This is a genomic window from Lacrimispora sp. BS-2 (assembly GCF_040207125.1).
Classification (GTDB): domain Bacteria; phylum Bacillota; class Clostridia; order Lachnospirales; family Lachnospiraceae; genus Lacrimispora.
Genome location: NZ_CP157940.1, coordinates 1,598,551 through 1,614,526 on the forward strand (window position 1 = coordinate 1,598,551; position 15,976 = coordinate 1,614,526).

At 44.0% G+C, this 15,976-nt stretch carries 10 protein-coding genes and 3 tRNA genes; 3 read left to right on the top strand and 10 right to left on the bottom strand.

Annotation, left to right across the window (positions count from 1 at the left end; translation table 11 throughout):
• Window positions 1-218: 218 nt before the first annotated feature.
• The 3 genes from ABFV83_RS07610 to ABFV83_RS07620 form a co-directional block, all read right to left on the bottom strand.
• Entirely contained in the window at window positions 219-500 is a 282-nt protein-coding gene (locus ABFV83_RS07610) for an acylphosphatase (protein ID WP_349948290.1), read from the bottom strand.
• Between the two features lie 405 nt (window positions 501-905).
• Window positions 906-2,312 (bottom strand): tyrosine phenol-lyase, encoded by a 1,407-nt coding sequence (locus tag ABFV83_RS07615; protein ID WP_349948291.1) that lies wholly within the window; start codon window positions 2,310-2,312, stop codon window positions 906-908.
• Window positions 2,312-3,850, bottom strand: coding sequence for an alanine/glycine:cation symporter family protein (locus tag ABFV83_RS07620; protein WP_349948292.1), 1,539 nt, complete (start codon window positions 3,848-3,850; stop codon window positions 2,312-2,314). Before ABFV83_RS07620 ends, ABFV83_RS07615 begins: the two co-directional genes overlap by 1 nt.
• A gap of 283 nt (window positions 3,851-4,133) precedes the next feature.
• On the opposite strand from ABFV83_RS07620, the gene ABFV83_RS07625 reads away from it, so the two are divergent.
• The 3 genes from ABFV83_RS07625 (at window position 4,134) to ABFV83_RS07635 (ending at window position 7,086) form a co-directional block, all read left to right on the top strand.
• On the top strand, window positions 4,134-4,778 hold the full coding sequence (locus ABFV83_RS07625; RefSeq protein WP_349948293.1) for a GntR family transcriptional regulator: 645 nt from the start codon (window positions 4,134-4,136) through the stop codon (window positions 4,776-4,778).
• A 593-nt stretch (window positions 4,779-5,371) separates the two neighbouring features.
• Window positions 5,372-5,444: transfer RNA gene (locus tag ABFV83_RS07630), tRNA-Thr, on the top strand.
• A 94-nt stretch (window positions 5,445-5,538) separates the two neighbouring features.
• Window positions 5,539-7,086, top strand: a complete 1,548-nt coding sequence (locus ABFV83_RS07635) for an SPFH domain-containing protein (RefSeq protein WP_349948294.1) — start codon at window positions 5,539-5,541, stop codon at window positions 7,084-7,086.
• A gap of 119 nt (window positions 7,087-7,205) precedes the next feature.
• Here ABFV83_RS07635 and ABFV83_RS07640 read toward each other — a convergent pair whose 3' ends face one another.
• The 7 genes from ABFV83_RS07640 to rseP form a co-directional block, all read right to left on the bottom strand.
• Window positions 7,206-8,096, bottom strand: coding sequence for a GGDEF domain-containing protein (locus tag ABFV83_RS07640; RefSeq protein ID WP_349948295.1), 891 nt, complete (start codon window positions 8,094-8,096; stop codon window positions 7,206-7,208).
• Between the two features lie 16 nt (window positions 8,097-8,112).
• A complete protein-coding gene (locus ABFV83_RS07645) occupies window positions 8,113-8,658 on the bottom strand; it encodes a flavodoxin domain-containing protein (RefSeq protein WP_349948296.1) in 546 nt (181 codons plus the stop codon).
• Window positions 8,659-8,806: 148 nt separating this feature from the next.
• A tRNA-Glu gene (locus ABFV83_RS07650) sits at window positions 8,807-8,878 on the bottom strand.
• A 25-nt stretch (window positions 8,879-8,903) separates the two neighbouring features.
• Window positions 8,904-8,977, bottom strand: a tRNA-Pro gene (locus ABFV83_RS07655).
• Window positions 8,978-9,129: 152 nt separating this feature from the next.
• The gene (locus ABFV83_RS07660) at window positions 9,130-13,689 is read right to left on the bottom strand and encodes a PolC-type DNA polymerase III (protein WP_349948297.1); all 4,560 of its coding nucleotides are present in this window, start codon (window positions 13,687-13,689) and stop codon (window positions 9,130-9,132) included.
• 8 nt (window positions 13,690-13,697) lie between these two features.
• Entirely contained in the window at window positions 13,698-14,774 is a 1,077-nt protein-coding gene (gene ispG, locus ABFV83_RS07665) for a flavodoxin-dependent (E)-4-hydroxy-3-methylbut-2-enyl-diphosphate synthase (protein WP_349948890.1), read from the bottom strand.
• Between the two features lie 142 nt (window positions 14,775-14,916).
• A complete protein-coding gene (gene rseP, locus ABFV83_RS07670; RefSeq protein ID WP_349948298.1) occupies window positions 14,917-15,975 on the bottom strand; it encodes an RIP metalloprotease RseP in 1,059 nt (352 codons plus the stop codon).
• Between the last annotated feature and the right edge of the window lies 1 nt (window position 15,976).

Here is a 15,976-nt window from a genome sequence, read left to right on the forward strand (position 1 = left end):
ATTGATAAAATGTATATGTACCAAAATCTGTATATTAAAGAAGTCAGAGCTATGTTTAATAATTACAGCTAAGTCAGCAGGGTTTATTTATATATTCCTTGCTGACTCAACCTAAAATAACATTTAAACATATTTTTTCAAATAATCAATGACGCATACTTATTATAGAAATGTCCGTTTCTTGCTCAACTTTGATCTTCGCTTTTCTTTCCCCACTTTTAATACCTTATCTGAAATCCTTTTTCTTCCGACAGCGGGATTCGTACTGCCTGAAAGCTGTCAATCACAATATAACGGTCCTGCCTTAAACTGTCTAGCAGACGGTCTATTTCAGCTTCCCGCCCCTGCACTTCCATTTCCACCTGTCCGTCATCTAAGTTTCTCACCCAACCTGTAAGGCCAAGCCCCCGGGCAAGCTGCTGGGTCCGGAAACGAAAGCCCACTCCCTGAACCCGTCCGCTGACATATACGTGCTTTCGGATTTTATCCCATTTTTCCATAACAATCTCCTATACCCTGATATTTTCCAGCGACAGGGTCTCCTCATTACATATAGCTGGAAAATATCTCGAAGTGAGAATGATCTAAAAAGTGTTCTAGAAATTATGTTTTAAGCATAACATCCATTTTATGGTATTTCAATACTTATTTTAATTATTGACCATAGATGGTAAAACAAATTCAGATAGTTTATACAGTCTTTCATATGCTCTAAGGCTCAGGAGTAATGTTCCCGGCTCTGTTAATACTCTTAACTTTTTTGCTTTGTAACTCCTGATCAGCAAAATCCTGTGCAACGGATCTCTATTGTAATACAAAAAGGAAGCATGCTCCGGAGGTTCATTATGAAACTCCGGAGCATGCTTAAGAGGATATTTTTAAAAACATTAAATGATAACTTAGTTTCAGAATCCCTTAATTAACTCTCCATTCTTTGGTTCAAAGCGTCCGGTGAAGAAACGCAGAACTTCTGGCTCATATACCCATTTAAGGCCGCTGATATCATGTCTCATCTGATACAACTGGATTATTGCGTCAGCAACATAGTCCAGATGTGCATATGTATAAACCCTTCTCGGAATGGTGAGGCGGATTGTCTCCAGCTTCGGCACATGGTCCTCTCCTGTCTTAATGTCTCTTCCTGCGGAGATAATGCCGCGCTCCATGGTTCTAACCCCGGAGTACTCGTAAACAGCTGCCGCCAGAGCCTGTGCCGGGAAGTCCGTTTTCTGATCCAGATGGTCTAAGAATGTACGGGCATCTACGAAAATCGCATGACCACCGCTGGGCTTAACCATAGGAACTCCTGCAGCGTCCAGCTTCTCGCCAAGGTAACGGATCTGATTTACGCGGTGACTGATGTAGTTGTATTCCATTGACTCTCTAAGGCCAATTGCCATAGCTTCCATATCTCTTCCTGCCATTCCACCGTAGGTAGGCATACCTTCATACTGGACGACCATTCCAGTTGCACGGATATATAAATTTTTGTCATTCATGCACAGGAATCCGCCGATATTGGTCAGGCAGTCTTTCTTACCGGACATGGTGCAGCCATCGCCGTAGGAGAACAATTCGTGAACAATCTCCTTGATGGTCTTATCCTCATAGCCTTTTTCTCTTGTCTTGATGAAATATGCGTTCTCCACGCACCTGGTGGCATCAAACATTACCATAATGCCATGTTTATGGGCCATCTCGGATACGGCCTTTATGTTAGCCATGGAAACAGGCTGACCGCCTGCCAGGTTTACAGTAACTGCAAGGCAGATATATGGAATCTTGTCTGCGCCGACTTCGTCAATGAGAGCCTGGAACTTATTTAAGTCTACATTGCCCTTGAAGTCCAGGACTGCGGCTGGATCATGAGCTTCGTCAATAACCACGTCGCGGAAGGTAGCTCCATTGTGTTCCTGATGGAAGCGGGTTGTGGTGAAATACATGTTGCCCGGTACATAGTCGCCTGGCTTAATGGTAAGAGAAGACAGAATGTTCTCTGCGCCCCGTCCCTGATGAGTAGGAACTACATATTTGAATCCAAATAATTCTTGCACAGTTTCCTCCAGATGGTAAAAGTTCCTGGATCCGCCGTAGGCTTCATCACCCAGCATCAGTCCTGCCCACTGTCTGTCGCTCATTGCATTTGTTCCTGAATCTGTCAGAAGATCAATAAAGCATTCCTCTGATTTTAGCAGGAAAGTATTATATCCTGCTGTCTTGATGGCTTCTTTTCTCTCTTCTTTGTTAAGGTTGCCCATAGGCTCCACCATCTTAATTTTAAAAGGTTCTGGTGCAAATCTCATCATATCCATTATGATTCCTCCTTTAAAATGATTTTATTTTTCTTTTTAATTGAAAAATTCTTTTCGTAATCCTTAAGGGATGCAATTGCCTGGCCTGACAACGGAATGATTGCCAGCATATTGAAAATGGTCATCAGCCCTACTCCAAGATCTCCTAAATCCCACACAAAGCTGTATGCAGCGATTCCGCCGACAAATAGCATCACCAGTGCGAAAATCTTGTATCCTGTCTGAGCTGCCCATGTATCCTTGAAAATATAAGCCACATTACTGCGTGCATAGTATAGAATGCCAATAAACGTAGAAAAGCTGAACAGGAACAGGATAATTGCGATAAAAACAACTCCGAATCTGCCTAAGTGATAGTTCATGGCTCCCTGCAAAAGATCCATTCCCTCTAATCCTCCTATAACCTCAGCCGGTGCCAAAAGCATCAGAAATGCGGTACAGCTGCAGATTGCCAGGGTATCAATGAAAACGCCCAGAGACTGAATCAGTCCCTGCGTTACCGGGTGATCCACCTCGGCAGCCGCTGCTGCACAGGGAGCGGAGCCGCTTCCGGCTTCATTAGAAAAAAGTCCGCGCTTTACTCCATTCATGACAACGGCTCCCAATCCTCCTCCTACCAGAGGCTTTAGTCCAAATGCCTGAGAAAATATGGTGCCAAACACAGCGGGAAGCTGAGTAATGTTCCTGGCAATGATAAAAAACGTAATTGCGATATAGGCGCATGCCATAATTGGTACGACCTTGTCGAGCACCTTCACGGTAGCATTCTTGCGGAGCACGATACATGCAGAAACTGCAACCAGAACCACAGTAGTGGTCAACTGAGGAATACCAAATGCATTTTTAAAGGCAGTTGAAACCGAGTTCCCGATTACCTGGCTGATACCTGCCCAGCAAAGCAGACCTGAAAGCGCAAATGCAATTCCAAGGAATGTGCACTTGCACCCCTTTATGTAATACGTGTTGCCGTCCATTGCCACATATTCTGCTTCCTTCTGCACATCCTTTACAAAGATATCTTCATGCTTCACCTTTGTAATAAACCGGATTCTGTCCATGAAGTAGGCAGGTCCACCTCTGTATCCTCCATAGAGGGGATCTTTTTCTTTGTAAATCTGCGCCAGTGTTGATTCTATGAATGAAGTAGACGAACCTATAATAGCAGTCACCCACATCCAGAATACTGCACCTGCCCCACCAAAGGAAATAGCCGCTACCACGCCTGCCAGGTTCCCCATACCCACGCGGGTGGCCGTGGCGATAATCAGTGCCTGAAGACCGGAAATTGAATTCTGATCCTCTCCTGTTTTTTTCCTCAAAGTCGCCCGAATCATTTCAGGAAAAAGCCGGAATGGCAGGAATCTCGTTTTTATAGTGAAATATAGTCCTGCGGGAATCAACAGGATTACCAGCAATGATATGCCGAACTTGGTTTCACCATTTGAAAATTCCAGAATGAACATGTCGCCCCACAACAGGTTATTGAGTGCCATTACAATCTTTACGATGCAATGCACCAGCCATTCAAATAGTTGCATTTCCCCATCCTCCTTCTCATATTTAGTTTTTTGTATTCTAACTTCCAGTCCGTTCTATTGATGCATGATGCGTGATGCATCATGCATCGTTGAGTTTATTATACAATAATTTAAAAATTTGTCAATATTTATTTTTATATTTTTAAATATATTTATATTCCTATAGTTATGGGAAATATATAGACAAATCAGATCAACAATCGTCACTTTTATTGCTTTTAAGAAAGATTTATAGTAAACTGTAAAATACAAGCAATTAAAACTAATCAGGAAGGAGACGAAAATGAAGAATACTCTTGTGAAAATGACCCTAAGCGAACAGCTGTACAACATTCTAAAAAATGAAATCATGAGCGGAACCATTCCTCTAGGAAGCAAAATTACAAACAGAGAACTGCAGGAGCGTTTTTTAGTTTCCTCCACACCGGTGCGAGATACTATTAACAAGCTTTATCAGGACGGCCTCGTAAAAGAGGTTACAAAAACAGGTGCTCAGGTAATCAGCTTTGACTATGGATATGCGGCAGAAATCAATGAATTCATTGCGGCTATCTCCTGTGTAGCTCTCACTATGACCATTACCAGGGGGACAGCCAAGGAAGTGACAAAGCATTTGAAAAGATATCTGAAAAAGCAGACAATTGCTCCGGATGACGATGCCTACTTTGAGGCAGACTTCCATTTTCATAAGTCGTTCTTTGACTTCTGCGGCAATCAGTTTTTGAAAGAAACCTACAAGAGATACAATCTTATCCGCTTCCTTCTGATAAAGTTTGCTATCCGTACAGCTGAGGACCGGTCCTGTTCCATTAAGCAGCACAGGGATATCGTTAACGCCTACAGCTCCGGTGATTTTGACCTTGCGTCCCAGCTCCTTGAGCAGCACTATATCCATGGCCTTTCACTGATCAAAGAATACAATCCATAGAAAGAACCATCAGGCTAACGATTGTATCCATCCAGAAAAGTATTGGTCTCATTAATAGTTAACCAGCATTTCACATTTCTCTTATACCATTTGAACAGGGTTTCCACATTTTTAACAAACAGCTTGATGCACGGAAGCCCAGCCATTGTTTTTTCTATCTGAAATGTTAGGTCTAAAAAAGGAGACCTAACATTTTTTTAGGTTTCTTTCACTCTTTTCCATATTTTCCTTTTGTATGTAATATCTCATCTTTATTTAATTATAACATTCTATTAAAGGCATCCGCCTGCATTGGCCCGGCAAACACATACCCCGGATTACATCACAGGCCGCTGACGTTAAAAAATCTACGGTTTCTACGCATTATACTCCCTCTGCTGCAATGCATCGATAGGAATCTTCTATCCTTTGCATAAAAAATCAACTCCTCAGAAATAAGATTTTTCTCTTGGAATCCTTCACTAATTATAGCTTTTTATGTAAGGTTTGGTAATCCTTCCATAATTTAAGTTTTTTTACATGAAAGGGTTGATTTTTTACTATTTAGCTGTTATACTATCAAAGGTTCAGGCCTTGTAATAATACACCGGATTGCTTCCGTAGCGCAGTTGGTAGCGCAACGCATTCGTAATGCGTGGGTCGGGGGTTCGAGTCCCCCCGGGAGCTTATGAAAAACCTCGTATTTACGGGGTTTTTTCTTTATATAAAGAATTATCCTATACACTGTATCTGTAACATTTTAAGATTGAAAGGAGAAATTATGTTAGAAATTATTCTACCATTCGTTCTGGTCCTTTTAGCGGTAATTATCCTGCTTGGAATTTTAGCAAGCGGATACGTAAAAGCTCCGCCTGACAGGGCTTTCATTATTTCAGGATTGAAGAAAGAGCCAAAAATTTTAATTGGACGCGCCGGAATTAAAATCCCATTTTTAGAAAGGCTGGATAAGCTTTATCTGGGCCAGATGACGGTGGATATCAAGACAGAACAATCTGTGCCAACAAATGATTTCATCAACGTAAATGTTGACGCTGTGGCAAAGGTGAGAATCGAGCCAACAGAAGAAGGTATTAAATTAGCAGCAAAGAACTTCTTAAACAAAAACCAGGATCAGATCACACTTGACTTACAGGATTCCCTTCAGGGTAATATGAGGGAAATTATCGGTACTCTTACTTTAAAGGAAATCAATACTGACAGAGATTCTTTCTCAGATCAGGTTATGGAAAAAGCATCAAAAGATATGAAAAAGCTTGGTATCGAAATTGTATCATGCAATATCCAGAATATAAGCGATGAAAATGGCCTTATTAAGGATCTTGGTGCCGACAATACGGCAAGAATTAAGAAAGATGCTTCTATTGCAAAAGCCCAGGCTGAAAGAGACATTGCAATTGCCCAGGCTGAAGCAGATAAAGCTTCCAATGATGCAAGAGTGCTTGCTCAAACAGAAATCTCCCAAAAGAATAACGAACTTGAGATTAAGAAGGCTGAGTTAAAGAAAGAATCTGACACAAAACGGGCGGAAGCTGATGCAGCCTATGAAATTCAGAACCAGGAACAGCAAAAAACAATTCAGACGGCTACGGTAAATGCCCAGATCGCTAAAACAGAACGAGAGGCGGAACTTAAGAACAAAGAAGTTGCCGTTATGCAGCAGACTTTGGAAGCCGAAATTAATAAGAAAGCCGATGCAGAGCGTTATGCGGTGGAACAGAAAGCTTCCGCCGACTTAGCGAGAAGACAGCGCGAAGCGGAAGCAAAGAAATATGAGCAGGAAAAAGAGGCTGAGGCAAGGAAAGCCCAGGCTGAAGCCGAAAAATATGCTATGCTCCAGGAAGCCGAAGGTATAAAAGCCAAAGGTGAAGCAGAAGCCGCCGCAATCCAGGCGAAAGGTATTGCTGAGGCAGAAGCAATGGAAAAGAAAGCAGACGCGATGACCAAATACGGGCAGGCCGCAATGATGGAAATGATCGTAAAGGCATTACCTGAGATGGCAAAGGCAATTGCAGAGCCATTGGCTACCATTGATAAGGTTACTATTATTGACAGCGGCAATGGTGATTCAGGGGTCCCTTCCATGGGGGGCTATGTGCCGGCTGTCTTGGCTAAGACGATTGAAGCGGTAAAAGAAACAACAGGATTAGATATCACAGAAATCATGAAGGCAAATACATACGATGCCAAGGTAACCAGAAATGTAAATATCACTGGAATTCCTGATGGTACAGACATAAATGATCCGGCAAAAGCAGTAACTATTGCAGACATAAGTAAAGAAATTACTGAAAGCAACGACAAAGAATAAAAACAGGACTAAAAAAACACCTTGTATTTGTACAGACCCCCAAAAATCAGATTTTCAGGTCTAACTTTTGGGGGCACCACAATTTTTGACAGTACAGGGTGTTTTTTTTATCTTCTATCTTATATCCTTCCTATATCCGAACTTTTTTCCTTTTTTGCCTTATACATCTTTCCATCCGCCCTGCGTATAAGCTCCTCCGCAGTCACAGGAACCTCGTTCATGGTTTCTATTCCATAAGAAATAGAAAGAGGAACCCCTTTCACAGCCTGTCTTACCGGCATCTTTTTAACTTCCCTTTGTATACGGTCCGCAATTTCACGCGCCCGGTCTTCATCAGCGCCGCTCATGCAAAGAAGAAACTCATCTCCTCCATATCTTGCGGCCCAAACATCCTCAGAATCCGTATTTTGGGAAATGACTTTACCGGCCGCCTTGATCGCCATATCTCCTGTCTCATGTCCATAAATGTCATTAATTGATTTAAAGTTATCAAGATCCATAAAGCATACGGACAAAGGCACATGCTTCAATAAGGCATCAATAATATTAACCGGAAGGCGTTCATCCACAAAACGCCTGTTATAAAGGGAAGTGAGAGGGTCTTTCACAGCCGCATCATTAAGTTCCTTTATAAAGCGGGAAAATAGTTCTCCCTCATTATAATCACCGTTTCCGACAAACATTGTATCGGTAGCGTTTTTAAACAGCTCCAATACCGCAGGACTGGCGGCGTTTTCAATAGGAACAGCTGTCACAAGAAGAACCTCCTTCCTGCCCTTTTCCATCTTTATAAAGCTTTTGTTTTCGTGATAGGCTCTTACAGAAATGCAATTGTCACAAATTCTGCTGTTCTCCCAATAATGATAGCATACATCCGGCGTCTCAGCCAAAGAAGACTGTCGGTAGTCCAGAACCCTCTTGTGAAGCGGGTCCACCAAGCGTACCACATCATACATCTTATTAAAAAAGTCTAATTTGTCCTTTATCTCATCCAGCGAAATATAATCCATTCTAACCCCGTAATACTTATAAATCCCCAATATATTTTATAAGTGGCAATATGGTTTCTTTATTTGTAAAGTCAACGCTTTTCCCATAGCTTGCAAGCATCTCTTCATCTTCCTCAGTCAAAGAGTCCTGATCCCTTTTTGCCGCCATCTTGTAGACAAGATTCATCATTGTCCGATGCATGGGGCTGAGCTTTGAATAATTCATGCCTCCCCGCAAATGGAATACTTTAATCTTTTCCTGCATTTCCTCATTAAGCACCTTATTCAGGCCCTTTTTGATATTTTCCGTGTTAACTGAGTCGGAAGGATCAGCCAGCCCACAGGTAAAAAGCACCAGATTCTTCTGGGAGAGCCTGGAGAAATTCTTTGTCAATAACTTAATTCCGTTAACACCCCCGGCATACAGGCCGCCGCCAAAAATGATAGTATCATATGGTTCCAGATTACTTGCTTTTATGTCTTTTCCTTCAAACAGATCACAGGATAATTCCTTTGCGATCCATTCGGCATATTTTTTGGTCGCCCCATATTTTGATTGATATACTACAGCAATTTTCTTCATAACAGGCTCCTCTTATATTATTTATCTATGTAAGTACCTATGTATTACCAACCGTTTTATACCATTAACCAAAAAATAACAACATCCATATTATAAACTGTTCCGCTTAACGAAAAAACCCCCAGGCTGCTCCTGAAGGTTTTTATTATGACCTATCCGAGAATCGAACTCGGGTTTCCGCCGTGAGAGGGCGGCGTCTTGACCGCTTGACCAATAGGCCATTTACAAATATTACTGATACAGAATCGAGGCGACAAGATTCGAACTTGCGACCTCTGCGTCCCGAACGCAGCGCTCTACCAAACTGAGCCACGCCTCGATTACGTTAGGTAGTATAATACAAATCCCAGCGTATGTCAACCTTATTTTCAAAATTTTTTTATTTTTATTAAATACTGGAAAAATTGCTAAAAAATTCTGTAACCGTTTTATCCTAAAAAACCCAGGGTCACAGGGGTTTTGTTCCCCCTGTCAACCCAAGTCAAACAAGGACAGCTGGTTGGATTCCGGAAGATCAAAAAGAAGTCCCAGGTCTCCCATCAGGTCACAGACGGTCTTGCTGACCTTTGTCCTGTTTCTGAAATCTTCCCTTGACAGGAAGGTCCCATCCTTTACCGAATCCACGACAGCGTCAGCCGCCTTTTCACCCAGTCCGTCAATGCTGCTTAAGGACGGCATCAGCTTGCCGTCAATGATCTGGAAATGCCTTGCCTTTGCCCGGTAAATGTCTATGGGCATAAAGTCATACCCTCTTGCATACATCTCCTGTACAATCCTCATATCCCTTAAGGTATCCTGCTCTTTTTTAGAAAGAGTGTCGATCCGCTTTTTATAGTCGTCCAGATAATGCTCCAGCTTATCCCGCCCCTGACACATCAGCTCATAGCTGAAGCCATTGGCCCTGATGCTGAAAAAGGCGGCGTAATAAGCCAGAGGATAAAACACCTTGCAATAAGCAATACGCCACGCCATCATAACATAGGCGGCAGCATGGGCTTTGGGGAACATGTACTTGATCTTTTTACAGGACCATATATACCAGTCCGGAACTCCGTGGGCAGTCATCTCCTCTACCCACTCATCTTTCAGCCCTTTTCCTTTTCGTACGCTTTCCATAATGGTAAAGGAAAGGCCTTCTTCGAGTCCCATTGATATTAAATAAATCATGATATCGTCACGGGTACAGATCGCGGTCTGAATGGTCGCCTTCCCTTCCTGGATCAGGGTCTGGGCATTTCCCAGCCACACATCCGTACCATGGGCAAGGCCGGCAATTCGCACCAGGTCAGAGAAATACTTGGGTTGGGTGTCTATAAGCATCTGCATGGCAAAGTCCGTACCAAACTCCGGAACTCCCAAAGCTCCAAGCTTACATCCTCCGATATCCTCCGGCATAATTCCTAAGGCCGAGGTATCCTGAAACAGGGACATGACTTCCTTGCTGTCTAAGGGTATATCCTTTACCGGGTCAAACCCGATCAGATCCTGAAGCATACGAATCATGGTCGGATCGTCGTGCCCAAGAATATCAAGCTTTAACAAGTTGTGGTCAATGGAATGGTAATCAAAATGGGTGGTTACCGTCATGGTGGTCATATCGTTTGCAGGCCTCTGAACCGGGGTAAAGGAATAGATCTCCTCCCCATGGGGAAGCACGATGATTCCTCCAGGATGCTGTCCGGTGGTCCTTCTGACACCTACACAGCCCTGTACGATCCTGCTGATCTCACAATTACGTTTTCTGACTCCATGCTCTTCATAATAATTTTTCACATAGCCAAAAGCCGTTTTATCTGCCAGGGTACCTATGGTGCCTGCCCGGAAGGTCTGGCCCTTGCCGAAGATGACCTCCGTATAGTCATGGGCCTTACTCTGGTATTCACCGGAAAAGTTTAAGTCAATATCCGGCTCCTTATCTCCTTTAAAGCCCAGGAAGGTCTCAAAGGGGATATCAAATCCGTCCTTTGCCAGGGGAAGTCCGCACACCGGGCAAACCTTATCCGGCATATCACAGCCTGCCATACCGGAAAACTGTTTTACTTCATCCGAATCAAAATCATAATAGTGGCAGGAGGTGCAATAATAATGAGGACTTAAGGAGTTTACCTCCGTTATACCTGACAGATAAGCCACAAGGGAAGATCCGACAGAACCTCTTGAGCCTACCAGATACCCATCCTCATTGGATTTCCAAACCAGCTTCTGGGCGATGATATACATGACCGCAAATCCGTTGGATATAATGGAATGAAGCTCCCTTTCCAGCCGCTCCGTAACAATGGCCGGAAGGTTTTCTCCATAGATGGCATAGGCCCTGTCATAACAGATCTTTCTTAAATCCTCGTCGGAATTTTCAATGACAGGAGCACACTTATCCGGGCGCACCGGAGAAATCTTTTCACACATGTCTGCAATTTTTCTTGTATTTTTTATTACTACCTCTTCTGCCTTATTGGGGCCCAGGTAATCAAATTCCTTTAGCATTTCCTCTGTAGTCCGCAAATACAAAGGCGCCTGTTCGTCGGCATCTTTAAAGCCCTGGCCGGTCATAATGATCCTTCGGTAAACCTCATCCTCCGGGTCCAGAAAATGAACGTCACAGGTGGCACAGACCGGTTTTCCGAACTGTTCTCCAAGGGTTACGATTTTTTTGTTGATGTCGATGAGATCCTGCTCCGATTTTACCGTACTTTTCTCATCCCTGAGCATAAATCCATTGTTTCCCAGGGGCTGTATTTCCAGATAGTCATAAAAACTGACCAGTTTTGCCACTTCAGCATCGGAAACGCCGCGAAGAAGGGCCTGATACAATTCCCCTGCCTCACAGGCGGAGCCTATGATCAGCCCTTCCCGATACTTATTCAGCACGCTTTTTGGGATCCTGGGCCTTCTTGCATAAAAGTCAATGTGGGAGCAAGAAATCAAACGATAGAGATTTACCCTTCCCACATCATTAGCGGCCAGTATGATCACATGATAAGTAGGAAGCTTTTTAATCATATCGGCCGTCATGGTACTTAGCCCATTAAGCTCATCCAGGGTTTCCACCCCGCGCTCCCGGATCATTTTCACAAATGCCACAAATATTTCAGCCGTACAGCCTGCATCGTCTACCGCTCTGTGATGGTTCGCCAGGGAAATATTAAGCGCCTTTGCAACCGTATCCAGCTTATAGCGGTTAAGTTTGGGAAGGAGAAGCCTTGCAAGCGCCACCGTGTCAATGACGGTAGGATCAAAGGCCAGGTTAAACCTTGCCGCATTATAGGCGATAAAGCCCACGTCAAAGGCTGCATTATGAGCAACCAGAACGGAATCCCCGCAAAACTCCAGAAACTGAGGCAGTATTTCATTGATCTTTGGATAAGGAAGGACCATATTGTCATTGATACCCGTAAGCTGCTCGATCTCAAAAGGAATGGGCACATCAGGATTTACAAAGGTACTGAACTTATCCGTAATGACTCCGTTTATTACCTTTACCGCTCCAATTTCAATGATCCGGTTCCTGGAAGAGCTGAAGCCTGTTGTCTCAATATCAAAAACAACATAGGAATCCGACAAGCCCTGGTTTCTGGAATTTTCCACCAGCTGCTTTAAATCATCTACCAGATACCCTTCCACGCCGTAGATCAGCTTAAAGGTATCTCCCTTTTCCAGGGCATGATTTGCATCCGGAAAGGATTGGACACATCCGTGGTCTGTTATGGCAATGGCAGGCATTCCCCACCGCTTTGCCCGTTTCACGATATCCTTTACCTCTGATACGCCATCCATATCGCTCATTTTTGTATGACAGTGAAGCTCCACCCGTTTTTCAAGGCTGTTATCCACCCGCTTCCCGGTAAAATCCTCGGATTTCTTGATTCCAACCACTGACCCAAGAGTCAGCTCCCCGTCAAATTTGTCAATGGTCGTAACACCCTTGATGCGTATAAAGCTCCCCTGCACCACTGCTGCTTTTAAATCCTCAATCTGCTCTTCCCTGGCAAACATCTTCACCGTGATCGTATCGGTAAAATCCGTCACGTCAAAGATCATAATAGTCTTCTGGCTTCTCAGTTCTCTGCTGTCCACAGTTAAAATCTTGCCTCTGATGACCACTTCGCCGATTTCGCCGTCAATCTTCTCTATCTCAATGGTTTCCCCGTCAAAGTCCCGTCCATATAATACATCCGGATTATCCGAACGGCGTCCGTAGGAGGAGGAGCCCTTTTTATAATCCTTCCACTCCTTTTTCCCGGTATCCCCATCGCCTGTCTTTGGGGCCTCCTTTTTCCCTCCCATGCGCAGAGAAGGCACAGGAGTCTGGGAAGCCTGGTCAGATGGGGAAAAAGCCGCATATTCAGCCGTCAGGACATCCAGGGAAATACCATCTGCCATGGACGGGCCGGCTGCTCCCTCACCGTTTCCGGCGCCATACTCATTCCGGTCTTCACTATTCCTTATGGCAAAGGAGGTACGGCTCACGATTTCTTCCACCTCACGCTGCATCTGAAGCTCTTTTTGCTTTGCCAGCTCATTTTCTTTCGGAGCAACATATTCATACTGGACCTCTACCGGCATGCCGCACCGTTCATGGAAAATCTTTTCCAGAACTCTTTTTAAATCCCCGGCCTTTTCATGGGTAACAATGGTATCCTCTACCGTCATTTTAAGAAGATCCGGTTCAGGGAACTGGAATTCGGCTTTACGAAACATGTTGTATTCAATAATACTGTAATTTTTAAGCTCCACTAAAAGACTTTGACGGTATGCCTTTAAAAGCTTTTCCGGCGTGTACTGGCCCGATAAGCGGAACCGCTCTATAATCTTTATGGTGATCCGCTTGGAGGGAAACAACTGGTCCTTGATTCCTTTTTCCAGACCGCAAATATTTTGTTTATGTATGAGCCTTGGACTCATCAGGTAAATACGAATAGAGCTTCTATCCCTGCCTAAAGTGACCTTTTCCACTTCCACCAGATTTAAAAGCTCCCGTAATTCCTCTGTAATATGTAAACTTGGAAAAACTTCCAAAAATTTTTTTGACATTTTATCACCTATTGCATTTTCATAAGCTCTTCCTTCAGGGCATGAAGCAGCTCATCTTCCGGAACCTTGCGGATAATCTCTCCTTTTTTCATTAAGAGGCCTTCTCCGATTCCTCCCGCAATACCCAAATCCGCTTCCCTGGCTTCTCCCGGTCCATTTACCACGCAGCCCATAACAGCTACCTTAATATCAAGATGGTCGAATTCTGAAACCATTTTCTCCACTTGGTTTGCCAGAGAGATCAGATCGATCCTGGTCCTTCCGCAGGTCGGGCAGGATACTACCTCCACACCGCCTTTTCTTAAACCCAGTGTCTTTAAAATCAGCTTTGCGGTCTTCACTTCCTCCACCGGATCACCTGTTAAGGAAACACGGATGGTATCCCCGATTCCTTCATGGAGAATGATTCCAAGGCCTACGGAGGATTTCACTGTACCGGAGGCTAACGTGCCTGCTTCGGTTATTCCCACATGAAGGGGGTAATCCGACTGCATATCAATCAATTCATGGGCTTTGACGCACATGAGCACATTGGAAGATTTAATGCTGATAACAAGATTTTCATATCCCAGTTCTTCAATCATGCGGACCTTATGAAGAGCGCTTTCCACAATACCTTCTGCAGTCACCCCACCATATTTTTCAATCAGACTTTTTTCAAGGGAACCGCTGTTTACACCTACCCGGATGGGAATATCAAATTCCCTGGCTTTTTCCACCACAGCCCGGACACGTTCTGCTGATCCGATATTCCCCGGATTAATCCGAATCTTATCTGCTCCGGATTCTATGGCAGCAATGGCCAGCCGGTAATCAAAGTGAATGTCAGCTACCAAGGGAATTGCAATCTGTTTTTTTATCTGCTTTAAGGCTGCTGCTGCCTCCATATCCGGCACCGCAACCCGGATGATATCACAGCCAGCCTCTGTCAGGGCTTTGATCTGACCCACGGTTGATTCCACGTCCTGTGTTTTCGTATTACACATGGATTGGATCAGGACAGGATTTCCGCCGCCGATTACCCGGTCTCCAATACGGATTACTCTTGTTTTCTCTCTGCTCATACGTTCCTCCATTCTGTGCATGCCTATTCCCATACTGCCGATTCCAGGCACGCCCAAAACCGGAAGCAACCCGCTTTACGGGTTTCATCCGGTTATTATGGCAGCCATCAGGTAACCATATAAGTATATTCCTTTGGCCGTTACCTGATTAATTATGGTTTGCTCACGTAAATCTGCTGATATCATTAAATACTACAAATATCATGAGGGCCATAAGAGCCGCCATGCTGATCAGATTTACCAAGCCCTCTTTCTCCGGATCCATGCGCTTTCCTCTGATGGCTTCAATAATCAGAAATAAAAGCCTTCCTCCGTCAAGGGCAGGGATGGGAAGAAGATTCATAACGCCCAGGTTTGCACTCAGCAGAATACACATGCTGATCACATTCATAAGTGCCGCTGCAACGCTGACCGTAAGTCCGGCCTTAACTGAATCATCGATCATGACCACAATGCCCACAGGGCCGCTTAAATCATTGACGCTTGCCTTTCCGGTAAAGAGCATACCAAGGCTTTTTACTGTCAGCTTTACATCGTATTTCATTTCCATGTATCCATATTTTACAAGCTGGCCAAAAGAGGCGGCCTTCTGATTCTCAGGTGCAATGATAATGCCGATTAAATATTTTCCGCTATCCTCTGAATACTGGGGAGTAACGGAAACAGAGTGGGTACTTATATTGCCTGTAGAGGAATCAAGCCTGGAAAATTCCACAAGATTCATCTTTTCCTCAGGCTTTAAAAGCTTATAAAGAATATAATCCCGATACATGGATACATTTTCCCCATTGATCTGGAGAAGCTTATCTCCCGGACGGATTCCTGCCTCATAAGCAGGTGAACTTTCGGTTACTTCCTTTATATAGGTAGTATCATATCCGTTCATTCCTACAAGAAGCACTGCCAGAAAAAAGGCTAAAATAAAATTAAATATGGGACCGGCCGCAATCACTGACATCCTGGCCGGAATTGATTTGTTCTGGAACGCCCGCTCATCGGGGTTTTCCTCATCTTCCCCAAGCATCATACAGGAACCGCCGAGGGGCAGTGCCTTAATGGAATAAAGGGTCTCACCTTTTTTAAAGCGGACCAGCCTTGGCCCCATGCCGATTGAAAACTCAACCACCGCGATCCCGTTTATTTTTGCGAATAAAAAATGCCCTAATTCATGAATTAAAACGATCAGTCCAAAAACCAGAATCGCTACGATAACGCTGGACAAT